Origin of the sequence: Paenibacillus sp. FSL H8-0283, from assembly GCF_045040675.1 — a bacterium.
In the GTDB taxonomy this organism is placed as follows: Bacteria; Bacillota; Bacilli; order Paenibacillales; family Paenibacillaceae; genus Paenibacillus; species Paenibacillus amylolyticus.
The window spans coordinates 6,382,552-6,399,439 of record NZ_CP150295.1; the positions used below are offsets into that span (position 1 = coordinate 6,382,552).

Consider the following 16,888-nt stretch of genomic DNA (forward strand, 5'->3'; position numbering starts at 1 on the left):
GACGAAGAAAGACAGGCCAGGTCATTCATTCACGCCTAAGCTTGAACATATGTTCCGCACAACCTTACACTTTGCTCATTTGCAGTGATAAAGTCCATTAACCCGCAGACCAATCCAACATTCTGGAAAGGGCGCGAGTGAACACCAATCTATACTTCGTCTAGGTTGAATCAACCAATGGACTGACTTACCATAAGAATACTGCTTTACAAAAAACATAAGGTATTAGAGCGTAACCCAACCATATTTGATCGAATTGATAACAGCTTGAGTACGGTCGTCCACTTCCATCTTCTGCAGAATACTGCTGACATGGTTTTTTACTGTTTTTTCACTGATGAACAGGAATTCACCAATCATTTTATTGCTCTTACCTTCTGCCATCAAGCGAAGTACTTCAGCCTCACGACGTGTGAGTGGGTTATTGTCGCCAGCGACAAATTTAACGCCCGCTTCCTTCGAAGCGCCTTCACTCATTGCCCCTGTTTCATTAAGATACGTCATACGACGCAGCTGCATGATCAGTTTGCCTGTTACTTTCGGATGTATGAACGCATGTCCTTCATGCACGGAACGAATCGCATTGATCAGAGACTCTGCCTCCATATCCTTCAGCAAGTATCCGTTAGCCCCTTTACGAAGCGTCTCAAATACATAACTTTCATCATCATGAATGGACAAGATAATCACTTTGACATCAGGGAACAGCTCACGCAATTTCTCCGTTGCTTCAACCCCGTTTTCGATTGGCATGTTGATATCCATCAATACGATATCAGGTTTATCCTGATTGCAGAATTCGAGCACTTGAATACCATCGCCGCATTCACCGATGACCTCAATGTCGTCCTCCATATTTAAAATGCGTTTCAGTCCCTCACGGAACAGCTGATGATCATCAGCCAAAAGAACTTTAATCGATGCTTTACCAGTATCACGGTTTTCCATCATCCTGCTACTCCTTTCCCTTATCCACGTTTGTCGGGATATGAATCACTATTTTGGTTCCTTGATTTTCTGCGGATTCAATCTCTATTCTTCCTTCTAACAGTTCAACCCGTTCTCTCATCCCAATCAGACCGAAGTGGGTATGATCCTTGCTTTTCTTGGCAAGAAGCTCCGGTTTGAACCCAAGCCCATTGTCCTGAACGACAATTTTGACGAGCTGAGCCTGGTATGTAATTTCCACTACAACATATGTGGGATAAGCATGCTTTGCAGCATTCGACAGACCTTCCTGCACGAGGCGGTAGATTGCAGCCTCCATGGCTGAAGATAAACGATGTTCCTTACCTCTTGTTTCAAAAAGCGACCGGATTTTCGTTTTTACCTCAAAATCCTGCACATACTTCCGAAGCGTTGGAATCAGTCCCAGATCATCCAGTGCCATAGGACGCAGATTGAAAATAACTTTTCTCATTTCTTCAAGACTGGAACGAACCTGGCCTTTCAAATCTACTATTTCGGCCTGGACCATCTTAAAATCCTGCTTAATGAGCATTCTTTCTACAATTTCCGTCCTAAGCACTAGATTGGCGAGCATCTGCGCAGGCCCGTCATGAATCTCACGAGCAATACGTTTCCGCTCTTCTTCCTGGGCCAAAATTATTTTCAAACCAATCATTTGTCGATTTTTGGCAGATTCGATGATCCGGGTCACTTGACCCAGTTCACCTGACAGGTACTCGAGTACAACACCCATCTGCGAACCGATGGTCTCGGCACGCTCCACAGAAGCTTCCACATTTTTGGCACGCTTCTGCAGATCATCCCGACGAGCCTTCAGATACATTTCCTTCTCACGATAAATCATCAGATCCAGCTGCAGCTGTGTTGCTTTCTCGTACGCCTGCTTGATATCATGTTCGGAATAACGGACAAAGTCGCGGCTAACCTCAGTCAGCCGGATCCGGGAACGGCGGTAGTTCAGCTCCAATTGATCTACTTTCTCGATCGTTTCCGCCGTCTCCTTCAGTACCGACTTTAACTCTTCGTTGAGTGTTTTCAGCTCATCGCGAGTTGCGTCCATAATTTCGAACATTTGATATTTGCTGTTTTCCATGACTTGTATGGCGTTTTTAATGACGCGGTCTATGGCATCGGCTTGTAAATCCACGTTTGTTCGACTCCATTTCTATCGTTTCCGGTATATATCATACCATATCACGATGAGATGGTAACGGTCTTCGTTTTCTGTTCCCATTTTACAGTCAGACCAAGTTGCTCGGAAACGAGTCTTAGCGGGACTAAAGTCCTACCACCCGTTACGTATGGTGCAACAGTTGCGCTCTGTCTTTTACCATTCAGAATGAATTCTTTCTGCCCTACAATCAAATCAATCAGCTTGCCACCACGTAATACCGTGATCCGCTGATTTTTGCTATCCCAGCTTGCCTGACCACCAAAAGCGTCCAAAACATGTTTGATTGGCACATACGTTGTACCATTTTTCAGGACCGGTGCTGCATCAATCACTTTTTTCGTTCCGTTCACCGTCATCGATTTCTGTCCAAGCACAAGCGAAGCTGTACCCGTAGGCAATCCGACTTCACTGGACTTGGAAGGCATCGTGAATGCGATATTGTCAAAAGCAACCGTACCTGATTTCGCACGCTCATCCTGACCTTCCTCCACGTTCACCACATAGACCCGCTTCAGCTTCGCCGGATAGGAGATGTTCAGTCCGTTCAGGTCCACACTCAGCTTCTTCCACCCGTTCCAGTCAATTGCCTTGGCGAGATCGGCATATACCGTTTTGCCATTGGCATCCGTAAATTCGGCACGTAACCAGTTCAGGCTTTTATCTCCCATAACATCCATTGACATCGATGTAGCTGCAGCAGACACCTCTCTACCGGTAGAGCCATTCAGTTGTGCATAAGCGTACATTTTGCCTGTTCCAGCAGTCATATCATAACCGAGTTGCAGTACATTGGAGCCGGCTTTTTCACCAGTTCCTGCTGTGACTGTTGCCGTACCAGTTACACCCGCTGCGTTCGTTGTGAAGTTAATCGGATAATTCACGTTCTCGAAGTTCTCCCAGATCGTTTCACTTGCAGAAGCCGAGAGTACTACGACTGTGCTGTAACCATCATAACGACCAATCGCATATCCTACTTGTGCACCAGAATTAACGGAAGATACCGTTAATTGGTCAGCAGTAACCTTACCTTTGAACCCGATAAATTCCCATGTCAGCGAGTCTGCCGGAACCGTAACACTTTGTCCACTCTTCGTTGTTGCCGTTACAGGAATGGACATCGTTGTGCCTGCTTGGAGCGAACCGAGACCTGATCCTGCTGTCAGGGAAGCCAATTCACTTCCACCCAATACCGATACTTTAATAGAAGATGAAGCTCCATTGCTCGTTGCCGTCAGCGTTGCTGTGCCTGGCTTCACGCCTTTGATTGTACCGTTGCTGACACTCACGATGCTGTTGTTGCTGGACTTCCAGGACATGCTGATATCGCCTGTTGCGATCGGGTTGTAGTAGGTGTCATATCCTTTGGCTGTGTACTTGCCCTCTTGACCCACCAGCAACGTTTGGCTACCACTCACGGCAAAGCCCTTCAGTTTACCTACAGGAGCCGTAGAGAACACACCTAGCGTGTTTACAACCTGACGTTGCTCGGTGCCATACTCTGTGTTGAACGTCAGACCAGCGGTTTGCTCACCTAGCGGACGTGTTACCATTGTTGTGGAGCCGCCTCCATCCAGGTTCATGCCTTTCCAGACACCCACACTGGTCATAAAGGATTGCAGTTCCGTCAGCGACATCCCGCTGCTGTTACTGTTTTTCTCCGCTGCAATGATGTAGACATACCGACCATCCTGGGAGTATCCTACTGCCGTTCTTGCACGAATGCCACCAATGCCGGAAGATGCGATATCACGGGAAAAGGAAGCTGCCTTTCCACCGTTCACCAAAATGGTATGACCGCCAATCATCATCTCCAGGTTACTAGGATCAACCGTTTGCCCGGTTGTTTTGGCTTTTAGCTTGTAATCCGCATCCAAGGTTTGCCCAACGGATAGATGGCTCATGATCCATGTCGCCGCTGTTCCATGCGCACGCAAAATGTACCCATCCTTCGGCACCGTCATGTTTAGCGCTTTTTTATCCGAGATTTGGGTGATTACTCCGTTCTGCACGAGAACCTCTGTTGGGGTTGTGGAAGGATCATTTGGTCGTTTGCTCGATGTCCATGCCGGTGTATAAATATACATCGAGTTGGCATGACTATACTTCACCGCACCCGACTCTACCGTATAATCCTCTTTATTTATCCCACGCAAAGCAAAGGTTGAACCATCCTGTGCCTTCACTGTTCCGTCAAAAGAATACTCATCGATCATCGGTTTGCCATCCTTGGTCACCGTGAGGGCATACATGCCTGACAGTTCGGAAGGTGTGGAGACCAGAACGCCATCGGAGACCTGTCCACCAATTGGCGAGAGTTCCCCGGATACATTGAAGTAATCGCCATTTACAGCAGCTACTGCACCGTTTTCCTTAGCCATGGCACCTGTGCTCTGTTTACTGTTCAGATTACCGCCCTTGCCTGTCATTACATCCAGCTTCACATACGGGTTCTGCAGATCCACCTGGACTACATCCGCGAGTACGTTGACCTTGGAACCGGAACGTGTTGTTGTATATCTGTATTTCATGAGCTTCGCACCCGAAGTCAGAATTTCCTCACTCAACTTGCTTGTATTTGTAGATGCTGCAGCGGCCACCGATTGCCACGAAGTGCCTGACCACATCTGCCCACCTGCGCTCATCACCGGTGCAATCCAGATCACACCCGCCAGCGTCACAATCGCCCATTTCTTCACCTTACTGCCCTTAACGTCTTCCAGCTGTTTCTCATGTTTCCCCAGCATGTCTGAAACGTCTCTCCCATCTTGTATATCAATCTTAGACATCACGAACACTGCCAAGTAGGCAGCCGATAGCGAGATCTCTAGTATACTCTTCTATTAATAGACTGCCTTTTGTGGAAAAAGTTACGCCCCCAGCTAAGATTGAGGTATATATTGGTTAAAAACCTTGTCACAAATAATCGTTTCTGAATCTAACAAAAATCCAGATGTTGGATTTAAATCTTGATAAATCAATGATAACTCTCGAAATCTTTCATATTGCGTAATCTAGGTAATAGTTACCCTTCTTCTTTCCCTTTATCTAATTGTAAGGAAATCACAAAGAACTTAGCAGATATGTATTTTTCAATAAAAAATCACCCCATAGTTGGACTTTTTAAGTAAGTCCACACTATAGGGTACAATTATTACAACTTTTCATATTCTCTGACATTTTGGAAGACTTTTATTAACTATACATAGTATTCCTTCGCTTCAGTTTTGGACATCACCGAAAAAGGAGTGAATTCAAATGGCATCTCTATAGTTGGATACAACATGTCCACCGCACCATTACATTGATTCTAATTCCACATAGATTTCATTTAACTCCATGTTTAGTTGTTTAAACAACTTATTATTCTCGTCAGAGTCAATATTCTTAAAATTAGTTTTTCCCAGAAAGGCCATATAGACACTCATCAACTTTTCTTGAATTCTGTTCTCCTCTTCTCTAAAAAGATCCATATCAAAAAAATTGTCAATCCTGACTATCTCTGATTTTGGAAAGCCCTTATGTTCTATAGAAGCTTCCAATACTTCTACTACGTAAGTTGCTTCATATACAAAATTACTTTCATTAGCCATATTACACCCCATTTGTAACAGAATCAGAAGGAAGGAACTAATTAGTTTAGTTGTCAAACTACCTTCTCCTTTTTTTGGTTTTAAAGTTGAATTCAGGCGGGTACAAGTGATTCGCATCCACATAATTTTCTGCCTGTCTAGTTGTCATTGACACAGTTTTACCATTACCATAATTCAAATAGAACTCGTAGAATATCTTCCCTTTATCGAAAAATTCAATATCCATATATAAATCACCTTCTACAATTATTCCTTTTATTGTTCGATACTGCGCTCCCCTAACAAGCTTTCCATTTACAGATTGATATTTTGTCAGTTGTTCTTCTGCATCTTCATAGTACCCGTCAGTATCACCGTAAGGAACATCTCGTCTGGCCTTTAATTCCCACATTTGACCGTTTGATGTTACTATATCTACCCAATAATGCTTATTAGGCCACCATGCAATTTCTTGTTCTATATGATATTCCAAAGTTGTGTTCAAGCCTGTTTTTAAATGTATTGCTTTTGCTGTATGAATTTGGGCAATTTCATGGAACGCTAAATATATTCGATTATCTCCATTAGCATTCAACACAGCATCGGATAATTGTAAATCTGTATATTTCGTTCCATCATTCCTACCATTCAAGAAGTCCTTCAAGAAGCCGTTTAAGAGATTTTTTGGCATGTGCCCACTAGGGTCCACGTACTTCAAGGGGTTATTGTTTACATACGAATACAAATTCAAACTCAGTGGATCGTTCAGTTCACCTTCGTACGTATCCTCACCAATGAATCGACCCATGCCTGGATCGTACCATCGGGCTCGCAAATACTGTAACCCTATCGTTTCATCCCAATACTCGCCAGCATAACGAAGTATATTCGGGACGGTTTGTTCCGTCGTTGATGGCCCCCCCCAGATATCATACGTATACTGGTTCAATACTTGACCGGCATCATCCACGAGTCCAACCACGTCTCCGTGACCGTTAAATTGGTAGTATTCCAGCTTGCCTGTTTGCTTGTCCTGACGTGCCCACAGTTGTCCATACAAATCATAGATGTAAGCATAAGTCAATTCTGCTTTTCCAGAAGTTACACTGGCCTCAGCCATGAGTTTGGCTTCTTCATCGTAGTAATAACGAATCGTTTGGTCGCCTTCCGTACGTTCATACAACAGTCCATCTCCATTATAGCTGTAGGTTACCGTTTTGCCTTCACCCGTTGCTTTAATCAGACGATTCTGGCTGTCATACGTATACTGTGCATCCTTTAGACCGTATATCTTACCACTTCCGGTACTGTACCGGTTACCATTCGGGTCATAAGTATACGTTTCTTTTTGTGTGCCCGTTTCGGTCTGAATCCGGCTCAATTCATCGTATGTGTATTGATCGGTTTCCCCGTTCTGTGTACGAGACGTGATGTTTTTATTTCCATCATATTCATAGGCGAACTGTTGCACCGCAGATGTCCCTTGAGAGATCGTGATTCCCGACAGGTCATAGCCATTGAACTGGTAGCTTGTGCTGAGACCCTTGCCAAACGACAATTTCTCCAGCAAGCTATTGGACGCATAACTGAATGTCATACGATCCACAGGCGTCGTTCCCGATGTTGCGAGTGCGTAATCAAGTCGTGTCCCATCCGGGAACGTCATTCCGTTCAGCACCCCATCTGCTGCACGATAACTGTACGTGGTCTTTCCATAATCATCAGTCATCGATGTTCTGCGGCCGATCTCGTCGTAGTAATCGCATCACCACCTGCTTTTTGGACATCAAATGTCCGATAGGGTACACCATATGTAGGGTTGTAGTAACTTTGCCTTTGACTTAAGACGTAAGACAGAGCTTACATCCTTAGACAAAAAAAGAACACCTCAAGAAATGAGCTTCCTTGAAGTGTCCCTATTAAATTATAGATATCCTAACTTGTCCAAAACCCGTTTCAACATCACTGCTGCCTGTGCACGAGTTGCATTTCCCTGAGGTTCAAATGTTCTGGCTGTCATGCCTTGAATGATTCCCTCCTGCACCGCTTTGGCAACAGAATCCTTGGACTGGATTTTGTTGCTGTCCTTGAACTTGGATAGAGTGGTAGCAGCCGAAGATTGAAGAGAGACTGTTTTCCCACCGTAGTTCATCGCACGTACCATCATAAGTGCCATCTGCTCACGCGTAATAGGGCGATCCGGCTTAAAGGTACCATCGGTATTTCCCGTAATGATTCCCGCTTCAGCGGCAGCACCGATATAGGCACTTGTCACACTACCGTTGCGAACGTCCTGGAAACGACTTGCTGCGGTAGGTTCTCCATTCAGTCCAAGACCTCTAGCGACCAATTCAGCAAATTCCGCACGTGAAATGTTCTCATTCGGTCTATAGAAGGATCCATTAGGTGCACTAATAATCCATTTCGCAGAGAGCTCTTTAATGACTGCACTAGCCCAATGTGATGCCGTATCCTGATAGTTTACGGTACGGGTGACCGGAGCTACCGTCTGATTGCCATTTATCTGGCCTTTTATAACCATACCCCCAGCCGTACTTTTAAACGAACTAGGTACGTTGGATAACATAAGCGTAACCGGATCGATATAAGTATATACGGATGTGGCAGTAGGGGTATTTGCAGGTAATTTCATAGACAACTGGCTTTTGAGATCAAGTTCCATACGCTGATTATTGTTTCCATTAAAAGCAAACAGATATACATCCGTATTATTACCTAGCTTCTGTGCGCCCGAGTTAATAAGCATTCCATCCAATGTACCTGACGCAAGCACGGGTACCGTCTCAAGTTGCACGTAGAAGGATGGCTCACGCACACCTGTTGATGCTCCAGTGGTTCCTACACTTCGACTCATAGCGGTTAAATCCAGATTGGAAAGAGGAACAGTCCAAAGGCGATCTCCATATTTCACACCAATGCTACCTGTGCGATAGCTTGCCGCAATCTGTGTCAGTGCATTCAACGGGAATCCAACATACGCAGAAGATTCACTATCGGGAATCTCAAACACAATAGGCTCCATGGTCTTACCGACCGCCGATGCGTATTCAAAGGTCTTGATTAGCTTGGTCGCATCCACATTGAATTGACGAGTAGAGCGATTATTACGTGACATCGCAGACTCGGCAGAAGCCGTATTATTGTTCATCACAAGTAAAGACTGACCATAGCTCGATGCATCTAGTTCTGTTAACCAGGCAGGAAGGCTGTTCGTCTGGCTACTGGTAGAACTATTGTTTGTCTGTTGCAACGTAAGTGGTCCAAATGCCGCTACAGTGACATTCGACGCATCCCTTAACGGCACTGCCCCAGGTACATAACTCACCGTTCCCGTCTGAGTAGCTGTCGATGTTACTGCTGAAGTATCCACTTTCAACGTCACCACAGAGCCAGAAGCTGAAGCAGACAATACAGTTGTGGTTGAATTACCAATCACTACACTGAACTGAGATGCTGTTAGTGCAGCCTGGGACTGGATTGAATCACGGAAATTAATCTGAACCGTGTCTCCCTGAAGCGTAGCCGAAAGGATTTTGCCATTTCCATATGTGTACGTTACTGGAGTCAGATTGAGATATCCTGCTGGGTTATTGTTCAGATCCGTTAATCGCAATGCTCCAGGTACATATGATAGAGATATATTTTGTGTATCCTTCACCGCTGAAGCCAGCGTTAACGTAACCAGATCATTTTCGATCTCGGAATCATTAACGAAGACTGGCTTACCATCGACCAGAACAGAATATTGGCTGTTGAGCGGTTTATTCGTCGTGTTCAGTGGTTCATTGTAACGCATCCATAACTTGTTACCACTCACCTCAGCACTCTTAAACTCAGGTGGTTTGGTATCAATTGAATTACGGACATAGAAGCCGCTGAATCCAGCAAGAGCCTGTCCACGTGTATCTTTTACAGGCCATGAACCTGGCGTGTATGCAACACGAACGACTTCACCATCTGTAACGGATCGACTGAGATTCAACGTCACAACCGAGCTATTGTTAACCGAGATGCTATTGATGCCTACAGCCGACTGATCCGCAGTTACACTGAATTGTCTTGCTGCATCACTTGAAGTGATATATACCGTCTCAGGATAGTACAACGTCATTGTACTGTAATACACGTTACCTTCTCGCGGCTTGGACATAACAGAATCTAAACCGTTCTCCACATCTCTTGCGCCAAAAGCAGCCGCAGCGTTGGAAGACTGATCTGTAAGACGATTACCTGTAGTACCGGGTGCATATGCGATCCGCACAACCTGTCCTACCGCTACACCCGTATCCAAGACAACATATACACTGTCACCTGAGATATAAGTGGAACTGACATTCCTCTTTTCACCATTTACAGTTACAGCATAAGTACTACTCAGCGAATTAGTGCTGTACAGCCACTCATCATAAGTCAGGCGAATGGTGTTATTGCTATGCATCTTAGCATTCTTCAACACAGGTGCAGTTGTATCTGCACTTAATGTTTTAAAGGCCCATGATGTAGACCCATTAAGGCCTGTGAATGTATTTCCTGCTTTATCACGAAACGTATTGGCTGGGATGTCTACCACATAATTCGTGTTGCTGTCCAATGCGTTCGCAGGTGTAATCAGCAATTGTCTATTGTTTGCACTATTAATGGCTGTCTTGGATGCAACGGTTGCTCCATTTGATTTTTTGAGCGTTACATTCTGAATGTAATTCGGATCAAGTTCTTTGTTGAACGTAACTGTTAAATTTCCCGTCAAAGGTGCATTGGTAGTACCGTTTGCGGGAGATACAGTAGATACCATGAGTGACGTCGGATCGGATATGATATTGAATCCCCAAACATTCCCACTAATTGCACTGATATCATTCTCATTGCTATCCCGCAAATAACCTTCTGGCATTACGATGTAATATGTAGTGTTGTTGTTCCAGTTATTCGTGGGAACGATCGTAATCGTATTGGTTCCAAAACCTGTAATTCGAGGTGCTCCTGCGTTTACTGGAATCTGCTCAAATACTGTACCACCAACTCTTCCCTGATAAATAATGAGATTCCCTCTACCTGGGGTTACCGGCTTATCGAACGTCATTACTACCTTAGTTGAAAGGGATACCATTGCTGCGTTATCAGGAACTCTACTCACAAGGGAAGTTGAGCCTAGCCCCAGAGTACTGAAGGTCCACTCTTTGTTAGTCAGTCCCGGAAATGCAGTGTTGTCCGCGTAAACAAATGATTTATTATCTATCTCTACGTAGTATGTTGCTCCCGGTAGAGTCTTGCCCAGTGTAATCGTCACTCGTAGGCCAGTAGCTGGTACAGGTGTGTTGTCTCCCGCATCCGGTGTCGTAGGATCTGTAATCGGTGGTGTGGGATCAATCACGACTTGTTCACTGGATACCAGCACCGAACCCATCGTTGTATTGTCATCCAAACGCTTAATCAAGATTGAACTTTGTGTACCTGGTGCCTTCTGAACAGGTTTATCAAAATCAATAACGAATGGTATTGAACTATCCACATTCGTTCCTTTCACGGCCGGAACAGTATTCGTTATTCCATTTGCACTTAATACGTGTGCAGCATATGCTCCCTGTTCGACTCCACTCCAACCCGTAAGCCAACCTTGAGCGGTCAGCATAACAATTAAGATTCCGAGCATGCCTTTTCTTGCAATTCTCTTCAATTCCACTGATCTTCCCCCTTATCTGCATTTCTTCTCCTGTCTGATGAACAGACCTCATTATGTATTTCGGTTAGAGAAGGGATTTCATTTAGTTATTTGGGGATTTATTCCATAATTTTTCCTTTGTCCATGACAAGCAGTGAAATCGATGGAAGCACAAAAAAGCCCTTAATTCCTTTAACGGAATCAAGGGCTTCATTACTTTTGAATCTAACTTACAGACCTGCTTGAGTTTTCAAAAGGTCTACTTTGTCCACTTGCTCCCAAGGTACATCCAGGTCTGTACGGCCGAAGTGACCGTAAGCAGCGGTTTGTTTGTAGATTGGGCGACGCAGATCCAGCATACGAATGATGCCAGCCGGACGAAGATCAAAGTTGTTACGCACAAGCTCAACCAATTTCTCTTCGCTGACTTTGCCAGTTCCGTATGTATCCACGTTGATCGATACCGGGTTGGCTACACCAATCGCGTAAGCGAGCTGGATTTCAACTTTGTCTGCAAGACCTGCAGCTACAAGGTTTTTCGCTACGTAACGTGCCGCATATGCTGCGGAGCGGTCTACTTTTGTAGGATCTTTACCAGAGAACGCACCACCGCCGTGACGTGCATAACCGCCGTAGGTATCTACGATGATTTTACGTCCAGTAAGGCCTGCATCTCCCTGAGGTCCGCCAATAACGAAGCGTCCTGTTGGGTTGATGAAATATTTAGTCTGCTCATCCAGCAATCCAGCTGGAACGACAGGCAAGATTACATGTTCTTTGATATCTTTTTGGATCTGCTCCAGCGTAGTCTCTTCAGCGTGCTGAGTAGACACAACGATTGTATCCACACGTACCGGTTTGTCACCGTCGTATTCAATCGTTACTTGCGTTTTACCATCCGGACGAAGATATTCCAATGTACCGTTCTTACGCACTTCCGCCAGACGACGCGCGATACGGTGGGACAGTGCGATTGGCAAAGGCATGAGTTCAGGTGTTTCGTTCGTTGCAAAACCGAACATCAAACCTTGGTCACCTGCACCAATGTTTTCTGTTTCACGAGCAACTTGTTCCGGGTCACGGTTCTCAAGCGCTGCGTTAACGCCTTGGGCAATATCAGCGGACTGCTCATTCAGAGAAGTCAGAACTGCACAAGTGTTATAATCAAAACCGAACTTGGCACGTGTGTAGCCAATATCCTTAATTGTATTACGAACGATGGACGGAATGTCCACGTATTCAGAAGCTGAACTGATTTCACCGATGACAAGCACTAAGCCTGTGGCTACGGAAACTTCGCAAGCTACGCGAGCATTGGGATCGTTCGCCAGGAACGCGTCCAATACGGCGTCTGAGATCTGATCGCAGATTTTATCCGGATGTCCTTCAGTTACAGACTCCGATGTAAATAGATGCCGGCCTTTAACAGACATGAAGTTTCAACCTCCCATAACTAGTAGTATGGCGATTGCCCGAACAAAACATGACAGCGATTCGTTCACTGTACCCTCGAAGCTTTCCAAAATGGAATAAGGACGCAGAGTCCGCAGTACCGAAGATAAGGATTTTTCAGGTAATTGCCTCAAACGAAAATCAACCTTTCCCTAGTGGAAAAGGTTGCATACCTCAAGTGCCATCTTAACGTATTTGTCAAGACGTGTCAAACGAAATGGGGTAAGGAAAATGCCCTATAAGTGCTGTTCTGCCTGGCGAATTAGCCTTTTCGTGATCTCTCCACCAACCGATCCATTCTCGCGGGAAGTTAGATGTCCCCACCCTTTGTATTGCCCATAGGAGTGATCACTTACTTCACCCAGTTCAGATCCAAATTCTGTATCCGCACCAGCTAAACCTCTACCACCATAACCTACATTGAGACCAAACTCTGCAGCAATCTCATACTTCATCTGATCCAGCATTTGACGACTTTCGGGTACCACTTTGCGATTGCTTCTAGCCATGGTTCCTGCACCTCCATTAATTGATTGTCAACAGTTATAGAGTGAGCAGGAACAAGGCTGGCTAGCCGTATTAATGTTTGTTATAACTGGGTAATCTGAGCAAATGAAGAGTATGACTAATGAATAATTCCTTTAACAGCTACAAATCCTATTTCAGAGTATATCCACCACGAACCATTACGGTTAGGCTATATTTGTTTCCTTCCAATACCGTGATCCCCCGTCCATCCCTTGGAAAAGAGAGCAGGTGATTGGTCGGCGCTGCCTGTCCATTCGTCAGGTCAATCCCGTCCGTCAGATCAGCTACGCCATTCGTACCTTCACTGACGATCACAGCTTTACCGCTACGTACAATGAACTCCGCGCCAGACTTGCCGATCAGCTGTTGACCCGGCTTCACGGTTACGATCTCAACGGCTTCAGAAGCGCCCGAGACCAGTGGAGGAAGGGATGTGTCTCCACCTGTGCTACCGGAGTTTCCGGTTCCTGTAGAGCCAGTGTTGTTACCATTTCCTGCATTGCTGTCTGTTCCCGTATTGATACTTCCTCCTCCAGTCGGGATCTTACCGCCCAAAGCCTGTTGGATCTGCTGATCTACATAACTCTTTGTTACAACCGGATCATCTGCTGTTCCTGGTTGGCTTGTACCTGCACCGATGGCTGTATTACTGTATACCGACCCCACCCACACGCCAACACCAATGGCGAGCACAGCGAGGGACACTTTCATATAAGGTTTCATGTGAATCATTTTCCTCCTCTGGTAATCTATTAACTTTAACTATAGAGAAAAAATAGACATGCGACAAGCAAAACCTCGCTTCCGTAGATGTGGAAGCGAGGTCTTAGCTTTAAAATATCTTAATTTGCGTACAAATTACCGATTATTATTGGGATTATTAGAACCCTCTTCCGGGAACTCCGGGATGATCGGTTCTTCTTTAGGCAGTTTGGATACATCGTAACTATAGCCTTGTTCTGCAAGACGAATTCGTTGACCTTCGAAAACATCATACAAGGCTACGCGATATGAGCCACCACGTATTTTATCAAATACCGTATCATCAATACTCCAGTTGAGCGTCTGATTAATACCTGTCTTCAGATCAGTTCCTGGTGTGATCTCTTTATCAAACACTTTTCCTGACCCATCAGTTATAGACAGAATCAGCTTGTGTCCGTACTCTCCACTATCCACAGCTTCCTCCTGTGTTAAGGAGTAGATCATCTCAATCTGTACTGCCGTTCCACCTGTAAGGTAAGCTTTAATATTGCTACCCGAGAATTTGAACGGATACAAGTCGATATCATTCAGAGAAGATAGAACAGATAATGATTTCGGCTGTACTTCAAATGACATGGCATTAACATAAGCCGTTGCCTCACCTTCACCGGTGACAAACTTGTTATCAGCAACCCCTTCACCTACAATCAGACGCATATCAGATAATGTTTTTACACTCTTCGGCACTTTGGCCCAGAACGTAACAATACTCTTCTGACCTGGTCCCGGTACACGGTTTGCCTGCTTAGCTGTTGCTTTGTAATATTGACCATCTGCTGTTTTGTAGTATCCTACCAACTTCGCAAGGCCACTCTGACGCAGAGACTTATTCGTCATCTCGAATTCGGTGTATACAATATCGGACGAAGATCCCGGATACACATATGTTCTGCGTATGCCCAGCTCTGTTTCTTTATCTGCAGTTCCTTGAGTATAGGTTTTCCCTTCGCCTACATAAGAGAGGGGCTGAATTAAACCGGACGTACTAAGAGTAATCCAATCGTTCTTTTCTTCCTCACTTACTTTCTCCTGCAAAGTTAATTCCAGACGGCTCATATTGAGTTCAGATGGAATCTTCGTCAGGAGATAAGCTTCGGTGACCATACCAGAACCTAGTAACTTGCCGCCTTCTGCACGAATCAGCTTCGTATCTCCATCAATACGTGCAGAATCGATTGTGAACATCGCTTCCAGCTCAGGCAATTGAACCGTTTTGGCCGATGCATTACGGATGGTGACCTTGGCAGCAATAATATCACTGTCTGTCCATGGGAGCCGTTGCAAGGAGCCAACAGATACACCGAATGTACCTTTACTATTTTTAATTACCGTTTCCGTTGTAAGTCCATCTCCACTTGTTACGGATTCAGGAATAGCATAGATGCCAACCGGATAGGAGAACTCAAAGCCACTCGTGCTTCCACCAGACGTATCCCCTTCTTTGCTCTCATCTTTGGTTGTAGGTGTCATCGCATATAATTTGATCTTGCTGGTATCCCCATCCCCTTGAATCGTAGTGATCAGCTTGATCGTTTTAGTCGCACCTGGCTTCAACTTCAGATCATCTAATGCCTTCGTCTCGATCGGATAGGAAGTACCATCTTCTGTACGGATCTCTAATGCGTATTTGGGAACCTTAACTTCTTTTTTCCCTTGGTTCTTAATGACCCACTGCATCGTTAGATCAAACTCTTCATCCTCACCACGGACACGAGCAGATTCCAAAAGAGTCGATACAGATTCTCCATCAATCGAAATGATATTCGGTTGATTGGCTGCTACGTTTACATTGGTTTGGCTAGCTTCAGGAAGCTGTAGTGCTGCAACTGGCAGAGCAGTCTTTTCTTCACCTTGTTCTTCCACAAGAAGTAATTCGGACTTCTCCAGTTTCAACGCTGTAGGCAAAGAAGCCATTAAATTTAACGTTTTGTTGGCCTGTGCCTGAATGCTGACACCTGTACTATCCTTATCCGGGGTCAACGGATAATTCGTACCTCCCGGTGTACGTAGAATCCACTTGATGTTTGGATTATCCAACAGCTTGTAACTGATATTATTTAGATTCACGCCAACTTTGACGTATTGTTTCTTATTCTCACCTGGATACACTTTAATTCCAGAGACTTTAACCTTGACGGCCGAATCACTCAGACGAACCGTCTTCGTTTTACCTACAGGTGTAGTGATGCTATATGATGCGGGAACATTGAATTTCCCCAACGTGCTTTCATAATTTGGTTTACTGAAATCCCATTTTACAATCAGGAAGTTCAGATCACTTAATTTCACTTCACGTCCAACCTTCATAACGTATGTGAGATCCACCGTGGAACCTGGTGATACCGTCTTTTTCTCCTGATCCTTAGCGATCAGTTTCGGAGAGAAGCTTGTTCCACCTTTTGTTTTCACTTTGCTCCAATAATCGAGCATCATCATCGGTGTGCTGTCATTATTTTTATACGTCAGTGTATACGTCACCGTATTCCCGTCGTCTTGCGACAAGATATTGACGTCTGTTAACTTCACGGTACTACGTGCAGTTACTTTGACCGCAGGTACCTTAGCCAGGGTATGTACGACTTTGTTCGTGGTTGTTGTCTGTTGCTTCTTTGTTGTTGTGCTGTTATTTGTAGCAGGTTTACCTGAGTTAGCTGGTGTACTTGCGGCAGCTACTAGCCCTCCACTTGAACTGATGAATAACATACTAGTTATCAAAGTCGTTATGACCTTTTTATGATCCACTTCCAAACC

The 16,888-nt window shown here is 44.9% G+C and carries 10 protein-coding genes; all 10 read right to left on the reverse strand.

The features are described from left to right. Positions 1–225: 225 nt before the first annotated feature. Positions 226–948, reverse strand: a complete 723-nt coding sequence (locus MHI52_RS28145) for a response regulator transcription factor (RefSeq protein ID WP_026081439.1) — start codon at positions 946–948, stop codon at positions 226–228. A 7-nt stretch (positions 949–955) separates the two neighbouring features. Next, positions 956–2,116 carry a sensor histidine kinase gene (locus tag MHI52_RS28150; RefSeq protein ID WP_192135010.1) on the reverse strand — a complete coding sequence of 387 codons (1,161 nt, stop codon included), beginning with the start codon at positions 2,114–2,116 and terminating at the stop codon, positions 956–958. A 47-nt stretch (positions 2,117–2,163) separates the two neighbouring features. Next, positions 2,164–4,887, reverse strand: coding sequence for a stalk domain-containing protein (locus tag MHI52_RS28155; RefSeq protein WP_405158020.1), 2,724 nt, complete (start codon positions 4,885–4,887; stop codon positions 2,164–2,166). A 552-nt stretch (positions 4,888–5,439) separates the two neighbouring features. Continuing rightward, positions 5,440–5,733: a hypothetical protein gene (locus tag MHI52_RS28160; protein WP_405158021.1), complete on the reverse strand. Its 294-nt coding sequence runs from the start codon at positions 5,731–5,733 to the stop codon at positions 5,440–5,442. 58 nt (positions 5,734–5,791) lie between these two features. Beyond that, complete coding sequence (locus MHI52_RS28165; RefSeq protein WP_405158022.1) at positions 5,792–7,441, reverse strand: RHS repeat domain-containing protein; 1,650 nt, start codon at positions 7,439–7,441, stop codon at positions 5,792–5,794. 195 nt (positions 7,442–7,636) lie between these two features. Then, complete coding sequence (locus tag MHI52_RS28170; protein WP_405158023.1) at positions 7,637–11,413, reverse strand: SwmB domain-containing protein; 3,777 nt, start codon at positions 11,411–11,413, stop codon at positions 7,637–7,639. Between the two features lie 209 nt (positions 11,414–11,622). Further along, on the reverse strand, positions 11,623–12,825 hold the full coding sequence (metK, locus tag MHI52_RS28175) for a methionine adenosyltransferase (protein ID WP_036612510.1): 1,203 nt from the start codon (positions 12,823–12,825) through the stop codon (positions 11,623–11,625). A 255-nt stretch (positions 12,826–13,080) separates the two neighbouring features. Then, positions 13,081–13,353: an alpha/beta-type small acid-soluble spore protein gene (locus tag MHI52_RS28180; protein ID WP_017691962.1), complete on the reverse strand. Its 273-nt coding sequence runs from the start codon at positions 13,351–13,353 to the stop codon at positions 13,081–13,083. Positions 13,354–13,501: 148 nt separating this feature from the next. Next, positions 13,502–14,095, reverse strand: coding sequence for a hypothetical protein (locus MHI52_RS28185; RefSeq protein ID WP_405158024.1), 594 nt, complete (start codon positions 14,093–14,095; stop codon positions 13,502–13,504). A 135-nt stretch (positions 14,096–14,230) separates the two neighbouring features. Further along, complete coding sequence (locus MHI52_RS28190) at positions 14,231–16,879, reverse strand: hypothetical protein (RefSeq protein WP_405158025.1); 2,649 nt, start codon at positions 16,877–16,879, stop codon at positions 14,231–14,233. Positions 16,880–16,888 lie beyond the last annotated feature (9 nt).